Raw genomic sequence first — 13,229 nt, forward strand, 5'->3', positions numbered from 1 at the left:
CGCTAAACTCCGTACGGTCGTTTCATTCTCCGCAATCGCCGTCTCGATGGAAATCGTCTTCACAGTCCTGATCCTGCTGCTGACCGTCGCGCTGTCCGGCGCGGTCACACGCATCCTGCCGTTGCAGCTTCCGCTGCCGCTGATGCAGATCGCGTTCGGCGCGATGCTCGCGTGGCCGAAGCTGAACCTGCACGTCACGTTCGATCCCGAAATCTTCATGCTGCTGTTCATTCCGCCGCTGCTGTTCGCGGACGGCTGGCGGATTCCGAAACGCGAGTTGTACCTGCAGCGCCGCGCGATCCTGATGCTCGCGTTCGGGCTCGTGTTCATGACGGTACTCGCAGTCGGCTACTTCGCGCACTGGCTGATACCCGAGTTGCCGCTGCCGATCGCGTTCGCGCTCGCGGCCGTGCTGTCGCCCACCGACGCGGTCGCGCTGTCGGGCATCGCCGGCAAGGGGCGGATCCCGCCGCAACTGATGCACATCCTGGAAGGCGAGGCGCTGATGAACGACGCGTCGGGCCTCGTCGCGCTGAAGTTCGCGGTCGCGGCCGCGCTCACCGGCATGTTCTCGCTGCGCGATGCGTCGATCACGTTCGTGATCGTCGCCGCCGGCGGGCTCGCGACGGGCGCGCTCGTGTCGTGGGGGTTCAGCGCGCTGTCGACGCGCTTCCTGAATGCCGAGCAGGAAGGCGATCCGGCCCCCGGCATCGTGATGACGCTGCTCGTGCCGTTCGCCGCCTATCTGTTCGCCGAGCATCTCGACCTGTCGGGCGTGCTCGCGGCCGTGTCGGCGGGGATGATGATGAACTACACGAGCTTCTCCCGCAAAAGCACCGTCGCGTCGCGCGTGCGGGCCGAAAGCACGTGGGCGATGATCGAGTTCGTGTTCAACGGCATGGTGTTCATCATGCTCGGGCTGCAGTTGCCGCACATCATCGGCCGCGCGCTCGTCGACGCGCACCACACGAGCGACGCGCTCGTCGGCCGGATGATCTTCAACGTGTGCGCGATGATGGTCGCGCTGTATGCGATCCGCTTCCTGTGGGTCTGGCTGCTGCGCTGGATCGCGAGCCGCCGCGCCGCGCGCCACGGCCTCGCGGGCACGATGGCCGGCGTGCGCACGATCGCGGTGATGACGGTCGGCGGCGTGCGCGGCGCGGTCACGCTCGCGGGCGTGCTGTCGATCCCCGTCGCGCTGTCCGACGGCGCGCCGCTGCCCGGGCGCGACACCGCGATCTTCGTCGCATCGGCGGTGATTCTCGGTTCGCTGATCGTCGCGGTGATCGGCCTGCCGCTGCTGCTGCGCGGCGTGCGCTCGACGCGCAACCCGCTCGCCGACGAGGAGCGCACCGCGCGCGCGGCCGCCGCGCAGGCCGCGATCCGCGCGATCGACTCGTCGCACGACGCGATCTCGGCCGATCTCGACGAATCGGGCGCCGCGCGCTGCGCGGACATCTCGGCGCGCGTGATGGACCAGTACCGCCGCCGCCTCGCCGCGCTCGCCGACGACGGCCCGACCCCGCGCGCGCAAGCCAAGCAGGCGGAGACGATGGAACTGCAGATGCGGATCGCGGCGGTGCGCGCGGAACGTTCGGTGCTGTACCGGATGCGCAGCGAAAGCAGGATTTCCGACGAGACGCTGACGAAGCTGATCCGCGAGATCGACCTGTCGGAAACGGCGCTGTCGACGCGCAAGAAAGGACTCGTCTGAGCGGCTGCGCCGCGGTGCGATCGCACGGCCGCTCAAAAAAAACGGCGACGCACGAGCGTCGCCGTTTTCACATCCGCCCGCCGCGGCGTTACTTCGCGACGACGACCGGAATCCCCTTCAGCATTCCCGCGCCCTTCATCTCGTCGAGCACGTGCTGCACTGCCGCACTCGTCGCCGCGTCGATGCCGAGCTGCAGCGCGAGCTCGCGCTCCGCACGCTTCACGCCCGCGAGGTTGCGCACCTTCACGTGACCGAAGCCGCGCACGCGGGCGTGAAGATCCGCCAGCTGCGTGACCTGCGCCGCATTGCCGGCGGTCACCGCGGCGAGCGCGCGCGTGAGCGTGGTTTCGTAGTCGTCCGCGAGCGCGCGCTCCATCCTGCGCTCGGCCGTGCGGCCGAACGGATCGAGCCACGTGCCGCGCAGGCTGCGCACGCGCGCGAGCGTGCCGAGCACCGGCCACATCCACTGGCCGAACACGCGCTTCTTCGGCACGCTGCCGTCGCGGCCGGCGTTCGCGACCGTCGGCGGCGCCAGATTGAACTTCACGCGATAGTCCTGCCCCGGCACGCCTTCGAACTGCGCTTCGAGCGCCGTGCGGAACGCGCCGTCCGCATACAGCCGGGCAACCTCGTATTCGTCCTTCACCGCGAGCAGCCGGTAGAACGTCGTCGCGACCGCACGCGTCAGCGCATCGTCGCCCTTCGCGCGCGCCGCGTTCACCAGTGCGCGGTAGCGCTCGACGTAACGCACGCCGCCGTAGGCGTCGAGGCGCGCCTCGCGATCGGCGATCAGCTCGGCGAGCGTCTCCGGCGCGGCGTGCACGGCCACCGCGTGACGCGCGTTCCACAATGCGTCGAGGCCCGCCGCGTCGCCGGCCGCCATCCGGCCGATCGCGAACGCGAGCTTGTTCATCGGCACCGCGACGTTGTTCAGCTCGATCGCGCGCATCATCGCGGCGAGCGACACCGGCACGAGGCCAAGCTGCCACGCGTAGCCGAGCATCAGGATGTTCGCGCCGATCGAGTCGCCGAGGAATTTCGCGGCGAGCGCCTGCGCGTCGCAGCTCGACAGGTAGCCGTCGCCGGCCGCGTGATGCATTTTTTCGAGCAGCGCATCCGCGTGCAGGTTCGCGTCGGGGTTCTGCACGAACGACGCGTTCGGAATCCGGTGCGTGTTGACCACGATCCGCGTGCGCTCGTGGCGCACCGTCTGCAGCGCCTCGGCGCTCGCGCCGACGACCATGTCGCACGCGAGCAGCACGTCGGCCTGCTGCGTGTCGATGCGCACCTGGTTCAGCCACCGGTCGCTCGACGCGATCCGCACGAACGACAGCACCGAGCCGCCCTTCTGCGCGAAGCCCATGAAGTCGAGCACCGACGCGCTCTTGCCTTCGAGGTGCGCGGCCATGCTGATCAGCGCGCCGACCGTCACGACGCCCGTGCCGCCCACGCCCGTGACCAGCATGTCGTACGGCGCCGCGTCGAGATGGGTCGCGGGCACCGGCAGCGCGTCGACGCGCACGGCGAGCGCGGCTTCGTCGAACGCCGCGCCCGCGGCCTTTTTCAGCGCCGCGCCTTCGACCGTCACGAAGCTCGGGCAGAAGCCGTTCACGCACGAGTAGTCCTTGTTGCACGACGACTGGTCGATGCGGCGCTTGCGGCCGAGCGGCGTCTCGAGCGGTTCGACCGACAGGCAGTTCGACTGCACGCCGCAGTCGCCGCAGCCTTCGCATACCGCGTCGTTGATGAACAGCCGCTTGTCCGGGTCGGGGAATTCGCCCTTCTTGCGGCGGCGGCGCTTCTCGGCCGCGCAGGTCTGGTCGTAGATCAGCACGGTGACGCCCGGCGTCTCGCGCAGCTCGCGCTGCACCGCGTCGAGTTCGCTGCGGTGATGGAACGTCGTGCCCTTCGGGAACAGCCCGTGATGACCGTCGTACTTCTCCGGTTCGTCGGACACCACGACGAAGCGCGACACGCCTTCCGCCTCGACCTGCCGCGCGATCTGCGGCACCGAGATGCTGCCGTCGACCGGCTGGCCGCCCGTCATCGCGACCGCGTCGTTGTAGAGGATCTTGTACGTGATGTTCGCTTTCGCGGCGACCGCCTGGCGGATCGCGAGAATGCCCGAATGGAAGTAGGTGCCGTCGCCGAGGTTCTGGAACACGTGCTTCGTGTTGGTGAACATCGCGTGCGCGGCCCAGTCGACGCCCTCGCCGCCCATCTGGATCAGGCCCGTCGTGTCGCGCTCCATCCACGACGCCATGAAGTGGCAGCCGATGCCGGCCTGCGCGATCGAGCCTTCCGGCACCTTCGTCGACGTGTTGTGCGGGCAGCCCGAGCAGAAGTACGGCGTGCGCTTCACCGCGTCCGCCTCGTTCGACAGGATCTGCGGCGCGACGAGATCGACGACGCGCTCGCGCCGGTCGAGCGCCGGCTTGTGCCGCGCGAGCCAGGTGGCGAACACCGGCAGGATCCGCGACGGGCGCAGCTCGCCGAGCTCGGACAGCAGGCACGCGCCTTCGGCGTCGTGCTTGCCGAGCACGCGCGGGCGCGCACCGTCCGCGCGGTTGTACAGGTAGTCCTTGATCTGCTGCTCGATCACCGGGCCCTTCTCTTCGATGACGAGCACTTCCGACAGGCCGTCGACGAAGGTTTCGATCCGTGTCATTTCGAGCGGATACGACAGGCCGACCTTGTAGATCCGCACGCCGGCCGCTTCCAGGTCGGCGACGGTGAGGTCGAGCCGGCGCAGCGCCTCCATCAGGTCGAGGTGCGCCTTGCCGCACGTGACGATGCCGACGTTCGCGTGCGCGCTCGGCGCGATCCATTTGTCGATGCTGTTGGTGCGCGCGAAGTGGCGCACCGCGTCGAGCTTCGCGGCGAGGCGCGCTTCGATCGTGAGGCTCGGCAGGTCGGGCCAGCGGTTGTGCAGGCCGCCCGCCGGCGGTGTGAAGCCCGCCGGCGCCGGCCATTGCGTCTGCAGCGCGTCGAGATCGACGGTCGAGCCCGACTCGACGGTCTCCGAGATTGCCTTGAAGCCGACCCATGCGCCCGAGTAGCGCGACAGCGCCCAGCCGTACAGGCCGAACTCCAGCATGTCAGCGATGTTCGACGGGTTCACGACCGGCATGTGCCACGCGATCATCGCGAAGTCGCTCTGGTGCGGCATCGACGACGACACGCAGCCATGGTCGTCGCCGGCCACCACCAGCACGCCGCCGTGCGGCGACGAACCGTATGCGTTGCCGTGCTTCAGCGCGTCGCCGGCGCGGTCGACGCCGGGGCCCTTGCCGTACCACATCGCGTACACGCCATCGACGGTGCGCTCCGGGTCCGCCTCGACGCGCTGCGTGCCGAGCACGGCGGTGCCGCCGAGTTCCTCGTTGATCGCGGGCAGGAAGCGCACGCCGCTGCCGTCGAGCAGTTTCTTCGCCTTCCACAGCTGCTGGTCGACCATCCCGAGCGGCGAGCCGCGGTAGCCGCTGACGAAGCCGGCCGTGTTCAGGCCCTGCGCGGTATCGGCTGCGCGCTGCATCAGCAGCAGGCGGACCAGCGCCTGCGTGCCGGTCAGGAAGATCCGGCCGCGCGTGGCGGTCAGGTTGTCGGTCAGGCGGTAGTCGGATAGAGCGGGCGTGCCGTCGACGGGCAGGCGGGCGGTCATGGGGATGTCTCCTGATTGTGTGTTCTGGGCCGCGCACGGGGCGTCGGGCGACGCCGGCCGGGGCTGCGGCTGGATGGCTCTATTTTTTCGCGGGGAGACGAGAAAGTTTTTTCTCATCTTGCTCGGATGACGCCGGAGTGAGAAAAACTGCGCAGGTTTCGGTCGGAAATCGAGAGATTTTTCGCGCGGGGTGGCGGGCGGCTGTTCGGGGCGTGTCGGGGTGGGCAGGCGGGTTGCCTCGAAAAGGCCGGAATGCGCGGGAGGCGGGCCGCGGGCGCGGCGGCGGGCGCTCGCAGACCGTGCGGCAAGGGCTCGGGGGGCGGAACGGGCGAGCCCTCACCCATCGAATGCACAGCGTTCGGATTGATCGCGGGTGCGGGATGTCCACAATGCCGGGGCTGCGTTTCGGGCTGGCCCGCGCGCTCACCATTCGGTTGCACAGGGTTTCGAGTCGCGCCGGAGGCCGGATGTCCACACCTCGATCGGTCCGCGGTTCGAGCGGATGCCGACGCTCACCGTCGAAATTCACAGCGCGGCGAGTCGATGTTGGCGGAAGATATCCACACCGTCGGATTCCTGCGCCGACGACGCGGCGTTCGTCCTCACCTGTGGGATGCACAGGTTTGCGAGTCGATTCGGCAGCGCGATATCCACACCGCCGTCCGCCCTCGCGACGTTTCGGAGCGTCCGGGCGACGCGGGACAGCGCGCTTCAGTGTGGATGGGCCCGCCTCCGCAAGCGCCCGCACGGCCTTGGCGTTCGTCGCGCATGCAATCGCGTCGCCGGACGAGGTGCCGGCACGGGTTTGGATATCGCCCACACCAGGCACTGAAAATCCAGTGAATTTCGATGATGAGCACCGGCACGCAATCGAACAAGGATGCCGATCCGGGTGTGGACAGCCCAACCCGCGACGACTCGAAACGCTGTGCATTTCGACGGTGAGCGCCGGCACCCGATCAAACGCGAGCGCCGATCCGGATGCGAACAGCCCGCCACACGACAACGCCAAACGCCGTGATTTGCAACGGTGAGCGACGGCACGGCAGTCGAACGAGGGTGCCGATTCGGGTGTGGACAGCTCGATCCGCGACCACTCGGAACACTGTGAAATTCGACGGTGAGCGACGGCACGGTATCGCACGAAAGCGCCGATTCAGGCGTGACCGGCAGCACCTGCAACCACGCCGAGGCCCACGCATCCGCAGTCGCACCGACGCGGCAGAGCAGCACGCGCGCGCCCTCTCCACCGAAAGACACAGCACATCGACTGCTTTCGGCGATCGGATATCCACATCGCGGCAAGCACGCGAATGGCACGCGCGATCGCGCGTGCGGTTAGAATGCGCGACCCCGAAGCCGCGTCGAAGATCGGGAACGGGCACGCAAGGCGACACCTGGCCTGTCCGGGTACCGACGCTCACCATTGAAATACACAGCGCTTCGAGTGAATTCCACGGCAGGATATCCACACCGCGATGCGTGCGCGGCTCTATCGCCGATCCGCACTCGCCGTTAGAATGCGCGGCGCTCCGGATTTCGCGCGACGCCCGGAAGTCCGCACCAGGCAAGTCTCGCGCGCGATCGGTCGGCGGCGCTCACCGGTCAAAGGCACAGCATTTTTCTTCGTCGCGATTCCCGGTTGTCCACACCCTGCATCGCGCATCCGGCCGCATCCGGTCGCACTCACCGGTGAAATGCACAGTCTGCCGAGTGGTTTCGAGGCCGGGATATCCACAACCGACGCGGCGAAAAAATTCATCGCGGGCGCTGCGGCAACGTCGGTTCACGCACCTGCCCGCGATCGGCGCCGGATGCCGGAAAGCCCCGCAAATTCGGCCTCCGGACGCACGCTCACCGTTCGAATCCACAGCATTTCGAGTGGGCGGAAACCCGGTTGTCCACATCCGCGCCGAAGCGGACGGCGCCCGCAAGCGCGGTCATTCGGCAATCGAACGGATGATCCGCGCCGGGTTTCCGCCAACCAGCGTATTCGGCGGAACGTCGCGCGTCACGACGGCACCCGCGCCGACAACCGAGTTCTCGCCGACCGTCACGCCGCCGATGATCGTCGCACCCGCGCCGATCCACACGTTGCTCCCGATCACGATCGGCCGGGCGACGACGGCGTCGCGCCGGCGGGACGGCTCGACCGGATGGCCCGACGTGATGAGACTGACGTTCGGCCCGATCATCACGTCGTCGCCGATGTCGAGGCCGCCGAGGTCATAGAACGTGCAGTTCTGGTTGATGAACACGTTGCGGCCGATCCGCGTATCGGCGCCGCCCGTCGCATAAAACGGCGGGATCAGCAGAAAACCGTCGTCCATCGCCCTTCCGATCAGTTCTCCGAACAATGTCCGGACGTCGTGCGCATCGTCGAACGTCAGACGGTTGAGCCGCGCGGTGATCGCCATCGTCCGCCCGAGCTCGGCGCGCATCGCGGCCGATTCCGGCGTGCGCCGGGGAATGATCGTGGTGCGATCGTCGTTCGCCATTCGTTGCCGTTCTCCGTGCGCGATCGAACCGGCAACGCCGCGCATCACGCAGCGCCTGGCTCGTCGAATACGATCGCATCGCCTTGAATTCAGTCAGTCGGTCGACCCGCGCAGGGTCACCCGGTTTCCTCGTTTCGCGCCCCGCCGACGGCCATCGACCGGACTCGTGCGGGCAGCCGCCGACGCTGCTGCAAAGCCAGCGGAACAGCACGGTCGTGACCGCTGCAGCCGAGCTGCGCATACGTCAATCTCAAACTAGTTGTTTCATGACTAGTTAATTCATGAACTTCCGCCATACCAGGCTTTGCGGGAAATTCCCTACCCGCCCGCATCCGCCCGGACACGTACGACACGCGCCCGCGCCAGGCTCCGCCATTCTCGCCGTCCGCCCCTGTCCGAACCTCTCCCGCTCGGGTACGCTTGAGCATCCACCGACCCGACACGCACACCCATACGCGGAGGCGCGATGAAGCTCTACTACTGGCCGAAGACCCGGGCATTCCGGGCGCTGTGGATGCTGGAGGAAATCGGCGCCGTCTACGAGCTCGTGCCGATCGACTTGCGATCGCACGAACAGGGCAGCGACGCGTTCGTCCAGGTCAATCCGATGGCCAAGCTGCCCGCGCTCGACGACGGCAGCGAACCGTTCGCCGAATCCGGCGCCGTGCTGCTCTATCTCGCCGATCGCTGCCCGGGCGCCGGGCTCGGCATTGCACCGGACGATCCGCTGCGCGGCCGCTTCCTGCAGTGGATGTTCTTCACGCCCACCTGCCTCGAGCCGGCGATGGCCGAGAAATTCACCGGCGCGTCGGGCAATCCGGTCGCCTTCGGCTGGGGCAACATCACGCGCGTGCAGCGTGCGCTCGCGCAAACGCTCGCCCACAGCCGCTGGCTCGTCGGCGATCATTTCACCGCGGCCGACCTGCTGCTCGCCAGCACGCTGAAGATCGCGTTCGACGCGCACCTGCTGCCGCACGAAGGCGTGCTCGGCGACTACGTCGCGCGCGCCGAGGATCGCGACGGCCATCGCCGCGCGGTCGCGGTCGAACAGCGCGAAGCGGCGCGCCTGCTGCATGCGTGACGCGTGAACGGCACGGCCTTCCGTCGCGGCGACCGCGCCCGAAGGCCGGCGCCCGTTCGCACCGTTCACGGCCGTCATGCAGCCGGCCCGGGCGTCTGCGCGGCCGTGCCGGCCTCGACCACCACGCCCGGCGAGCCGCGCTCGTCCGTATCGGTGTCGACCGGCACGACTTCGTGAAAATGCGTGTAGTCGATGTGCGTGATGCCGCCTTCGTCGTGCATCAGGTCGACATAGCGATGACGCCAGCGGATCTCCGCATGCGTCCATGAGTAGCGCGCCTGCATGACTTGCGCGGTCGTCTCGTCGGAGCCCTCGATCGTGATCAGCAGCGACGCGTCGCGCGCGGCGAGCGACTCGGCCGTCTCGCCGAACAGCGGGCTCGTTTCGTCGATCACATGCATCAGGTTCCAGCCGAGCAGGAAGATCGGATGCTCGTTGCGCACGAGCGGCAAGTCGTGGATCTTGCGCAGCATATAACCCTCGTGCGTGCCTTCGACGCGCATCAGCCGCAGTTTCGCCTGCGCTTCGGCGATCACGTTCTGGCGCGCATTCGCGGCGCGCACCATCAGCGTCATCCGCCCGTTCAGCGGCCGCACGATCGCGTAACGTGCGAACAGGATCTTCGCCTGCGGCCGCGAGAAGCGCGCGAACACGAGGCCGGTCGCGAGCGCGATGCCCGACATCCCGATGAAGATCTCGAAGGTCGAGACGACGTGCGCGTAGACGGTCTGCGGATGCATGTCGCCATAACCGACCGTCGCGAGTGTCTCGACGCTGAAGAAGAACGCGCCGGCGAACCCGGCCGGCGACTGGTTCGCGATCGGCGCGTGGCCGAGCAGGTAGAGCGTCGCGAAGCCGCCGTTGAGCAGCAGGAACAGCACCGCGAGCGACAGGAAGAATACGGGCCAGCTCACCGTCAGCGCGCGGTGATAGAGGTCGCGCCAGCCGAGCGGCGGCATCCCGTACGCGATCACGGGGCGGGTGCCCGACCAGATCTTGCGGCCGCGGCCGCGGGTGGCTGGGGAGGACGAATCGACGTTCATCGCGCAAGGGCCTGGAGCAAGGAGGCGATGAGCGTAGCACGCGCGGGCGGCGGCCGGGAATGCGCAGCGATGCGGAGCGGGCCTTGCGCGTGCGGCGCGAAAAAAAGCCGGCCGCATGGGCGGCCGGCTTCGCGGTCGTTCGGCGTGCTCGCGGCGCGGCCTGGGGCTTGCCGCCTGCCGCCGAACTTACTTGCGGTCGACGATCACGCGGTCGAACGTGCCGCCGTCGGCGAAGTGGGTCTTCTGCGCGTTCGCCCAGCTGCCGAAAACCTGCTCGACGCTGAACGTCTTCAGCGGCTTGAACTCGGCCGCATGCTTCTTCAGCACGGTCGCGTCGCGCGGGCGCAGATGGTGCTGCGCGATGATCTCCTGCGCCTGCGGCGTGTACAGGTAGTCGAGATACGCCTGCGCGACCTTGCGCGTGCCCTTCTTGTCGACGACCTTGTCGACGACGGCGACGGGCGGCTCCGCGAGGATGCTCGCCGACGGATACACGGCGTCGAATTCCGCTCCCGACGCGCCGGTGTCCATCAGCGCGACTTCGTTCTCGAACGTGACGAGCACGTCGCCGATGCCGCGCTGCGTGAAGGTCGTCGTCGCGCCGCGGCCGCCCGAGTCCAGCACCGGCACGTTGCGGAAGATTGCCTTCTCGAAGTCGAGCGCCTGCTGGTCGGTCGCGCCCTTCTGCTTCTGGTAGCCCCACGCGGCGAGGTACGCGTAGCGGCCGTTGCCCGACGTCTTCGGGTTCGCGATGATCACCTGCACGCCCGGCTTCGCGAGATCGCTCCAGTCCTTGATCGCCTTCGGATTGCCCTTGCGCACGAGGAACACCATCGTCGTCGAGTACGGCGAGCTGCCGTCGGGGAAGCGCGCGCGCCAGTCCTTCGGCAGCAGCTGGCCGCGCTCGGCGAGCAGGTCGATGTCGTTCGGCTGGTTCATCGTCACGACGTCGGCCTGCAGCCCCTGCAACACCGACAGCGCCTGCGCGCTCGACGCGCCGTGCGACTGCTTGATCGTCACCGTTTCACCCGTCTGCTGCTTGTAGGCGGCGGCGAAGCTCGTGTTGATGTCCTTGTACAGCTCGCGCGTCACGTCGTACGACACGTTCAGGATCGACGTGTCCGCATGCGCGGCCGTGGCCGCCACGACCAGCGCCGCCGCGGCGCCCGTGTGCCGCCAGCGGCCGATCCCCTTGATGCTTGCCATCGTGATATGCCCCGTTTCCAGTGGTGGTGAATAGGCGTGACGGCACGCGTACGCGCTGTCATCGAAACGTAAGCGGGCATTCTAACGGCCGGGCGCGACGCACTTTCCAATCTGTCGTGGAAAGCAAATCTCGAATTCTGCTAAGCAGGGGCGCGTCGCTCGCGTACGCGCCGGATCCGGTGTTAAGATCGTCGTTCAGCCCCTTTCACGGTTCATCCATGTCCGTTGCCCCGCGTTCGCCGTCGATCCTTGCCGCCATCGCGGCAGGCGCGCGCGCGGCCGGGCTGAAACTGAAAAAACGACACCTCGACTGACGGGGGCGTCGCGTCCCGTCAGGCGAATGCCGGACGGGATGCCCGCAGGTCGTTTCTTTCTCCTTGCTCGCACGCCTCGCTCCGGCACCCCGCCGGCGGAACGGTTCCTTCCCACTCCGTTTCCACCATGAGGCTTTGCATGTACACACGTTTCGAAGGTATCTGGCTGCCGCTCGTCACGCCGTTCCACGACGGCGAGGTCGACCACGGCGCGCTCGCGCGGCTCGCGCGTCACTATGCGGCGGCGGGCGTCGCCGGGTTCGTCGCGGGCGCGACGACCGGTGAAGGCGTGCTGCTCGACGCGCGCGAACAGGACGCCGTGTTCGCGACGCTGCGCGATGCGGTGCCCGACCTGCCGATCGTCGTCGGCCTCACCGCGAGCGCGACGCACTTCGCAGCCGCCCGCGCACGCGAACTCGCCGCGCTGCGGCCCGACGGGCTGCTCGTCACGCCGCCCGTCTACGTTCGGCCGACGCAAGACGGGATCCGCCGCCACATTGAGGCGATCGTCGAGGCGGCCGACCTGCCGGTCCTCGTCTACAACATCCCGTATCGCACCGGCGTGAACGTCGAACTGGAGACGCTGCAGGCGCTCGCGCGCGATCCGCGCGTCGCGGGCATCAAGGAATGCGGCGGGACGCTCGACCGGATGAGCCGTCTCGTGCACGAGACGCCGCTCGCAATTCTCTCCGGCGACGACAACCAGAACTTCGCCGCGCTGTGTGCCGGCGCGCATGGCGCGATCGCCAGCAGCGCGCACGTGCTGCCCGAATGGCACGTGCGCATCCACGCGCTCCTGCGCGACGGCCGGCTCGCCGACGCGCGACGGCTGTCGGTCGCGCTGCAGCCGCTCGTCGCGGCGCTGTTCGCCGAGCCGAATCCGGCGCCGGTGAAGGCGGTGCTGGCTGCGCAGGGGTGGTGCGAGGACGGGCTGCGGTTGCCGTTCGTGCCGGCGAGCGCGGGGTTGCGGGAGAGGCTCGGCAAGCTGTGCGCGGCGCTGGAGGCGTCGGCGCAGACGGTCGCGGCAGCGTAGGATTTCGCTTCGAAACTGTTTCAGACCGTCAGAATCCGCGACGCGCCATACTGCGCAAGATGGCCGTCGGCGGTGATGAGCAGCATCGGTTCGGACCAGGCCTGCGCGACCAGCAAGCGGTCGAACGGATCGCGATGGTAGTGGGGCAGATAGCGCACGGCCGCGCCGTGCGCGGCCCGAACCGGCAGCTCCCGATATCGGCTCATCGCAATCGCTTCGACCATCCGGTCCACATCCACGTCCAGCTTTCCCGTCCCGGCCTTGATCGCGACTTCCCAGATGCTCGCGCTGCTGATGAACACCTCGTCGGCTTCGGCAATCAGATTGCGCGCGCGAGCGCTCAATTTCGGATCATTGGCCCACATCCAGAGAAAGATGTGCGTATCGAATAGCAGCCGCATCACTTTCCTTCGAACGCATCCAGCAAATCATCGGGAAGCGGTGCGTCGAAGTCGTCCGCGATCCATATCTGCCCCTCGAGGAGCCCGTAATGATGAATCGGCTTGAGCGGCACGAGCCGGACCGACTGCTTGCCGTCCTGCATGATCACGACGCGTTCGCCGGCGATCGCGGCATCGAGAAGCCGCTGAAGATCGAGCGCGGCTTCCGGGACAGTGGCAACTTGCATGATGGCCTCCGTTGAGTGATCCACCATTGTCACGACATTCGCCCCGTCCCT

The 13,229-nt window shown here is 67.9% G+C and carries 11 protein-coding genes; 4 read left to right on the forward strand and 7 right to left on the reverse strand.

The features are described 5' to 3' along the window. Positions 1-46 precede the first annotated feature (46 nt). The gene (locus DIE16_RS26220) at positions 47-1,714 is read left to right on the forward strand and encodes a Na+/H+ antiporter (protein WP_124893695.1); all 1,668 of its coding nucleotides are present in this window, start codon (positions 47-49) and stop codon (positions 1,712-1,714) included. 88 nt (positions 1,715-1,802) lie between these two features. On the opposite strand, the gene DIE16_RS26225 is transcribed toward DIE16_RS26220, so the two are convergent. From DIE16_RS26225 to DIE16_RS26230, 3 genes are all read right to left on the reverse strand, one after another. Beyond that, a complete protein-coding gene (locus DIE16_RS26225) occupies positions 1,803-5,375 on the reverse strand; it encodes an indolepyruvate ferredoxin oxidoreductase family protein (RefSeq protein ID WP_124893696.1) in 3,573 nt (1,190 codons plus the stop codon). 525 nt (positions 5,376-5,900) lie between these two features. Next, complete coding sequence (locus tag DIE16_RS37275) at positions 5,901-6,029, reverse strand: hypothetical protein (protein ID WP_260427276.1); 129 nt, start codon at positions 6,027-6,029, stop codon at positions 5,901-5,903. Between the two features lie 1,286 nt (positions 6,030-7,315). After that, positions 7,316-7,873, reverse strand: coding sequence for a sugar O-acetyltransferase (locus DIE16_RS26230; RefSeq protein WP_124486594.1), 558 nt, complete (start codon positions 7,871-7,873; stop codon positions 7,316-7,318). A 466-nt stretch (positions 7,874-8,339) separates the two neighbouring features. Here DIE16_RS26230 and DIE16_RS26235 point away from each other — a divergent pair, with 466 nt between their 5' ends. Then, positions 8,340-8,954, forward strand: a complete 615-nt coding sequence (locus tag DIE16_RS26235; RefSeq protein ID WP_044846169.1) for a glutathione S-transferase family protein — start codon at positions 8,340-8,342, stop codon at positions 8,952-8,954. A 74-nt stretch (positions 8,955-9,028) separates the two neighbouring features. Here the strand turns inward: DIE16_RS26235 and DIE16_RS26240 are convergent, their stop codons facing one another. After that, the gene (locus tag DIE16_RS26240) at positions 9,029-9,997 is read right to left on the reverse strand and encodes an ion channel (RefSeq protein ID WP_124893697.1); all 969 of its coding nucleotides are present in this window, start codon (positions 9,995-9,997) and stop codon (positions 9,029-9,031) included. 186 nt (positions 9,998-10,183) lie between these two features. Then, a complete protein-coding gene (locus DIE16_RS26245) occupies positions 10,184-11,203 on the reverse strand; it encodes a sulfate ABC transporter substrate-binding protein (protein WP_124893698.1) in 1,020 nt (339 codons plus the stop codon). 116 nt (positions 11,204-11,319) lie between these two features. On the opposite strand from DIE16_RS26245, the gene DIE16_RS26250 reads away from it, so the two are divergent. Beyond that, positions 11,320-11,517, forward strand: a complete 198-nt coding sequence (locus tag DIE16_RS26250) for a hypothetical protein (RefSeq protein WP_221625281.1) — start codon at positions 11,320-11,322, stop codon at positions 11,515-11,517. A gap of 139 nt (positions 11,518-11,656) precedes the next feature. Further along, the gene (gene dapA / locus DIE16_RS26255; protein WP_124893700.1) at positions 11,657-12,550 is read left to right on the forward strand and encodes a 4-hydroxy-tetrahydrodipicolinate synthase; all 894 of its coding nucleotides are present in this window, start codon (positions 11,657-11,659) and stop codon (positions 12,548-12,550) included. A 20-nt stretch (positions 12,551-12,570) separates the two neighbouring features. Here dapA and DIE16_RS26260 read toward each other — a convergent pair whose 3' ends face one another. After that, positions 12,571-12,951 (reverse strand): type II toxin-antitoxin system VapC family toxin, encoded by a 381-nt coding sequence (locus DIE16_RS26260; RefSeq protein ID WP_014895868.1) that lies wholly within the window; start codon positions 12,949-12,951, stop codon positions 12,571-12,573. Continuing rightward, a complete protein-coding gene (locus tag DIE16_RS26265) occupies positions 12,951-13,178 on the reverse strand; it encodes a type II toxin-antitoxin system Phd/YefM family antitoxin (RefSeq protein ID WP_124486598.1) in 228 nt (75 codons plus the stop codon). The genes DIE16_RS26260 and DIE16_RS26265 overlap by 1 nt, the downstream gene beginning before the upstream one ends. Positions 13,179-13,229 lie beyond the last annotated feature (51 nt).

The sequence above is a fragment of the Burkholderia sp. Bp9090 genome, assembly GCF_003857985.1.
Classification (GTDB): domain Bacteria; phylum Pseudomonadota; class Gammaproteobacteria; order Burkholderiales; family Burkholderiaceae; genus Burkholderia.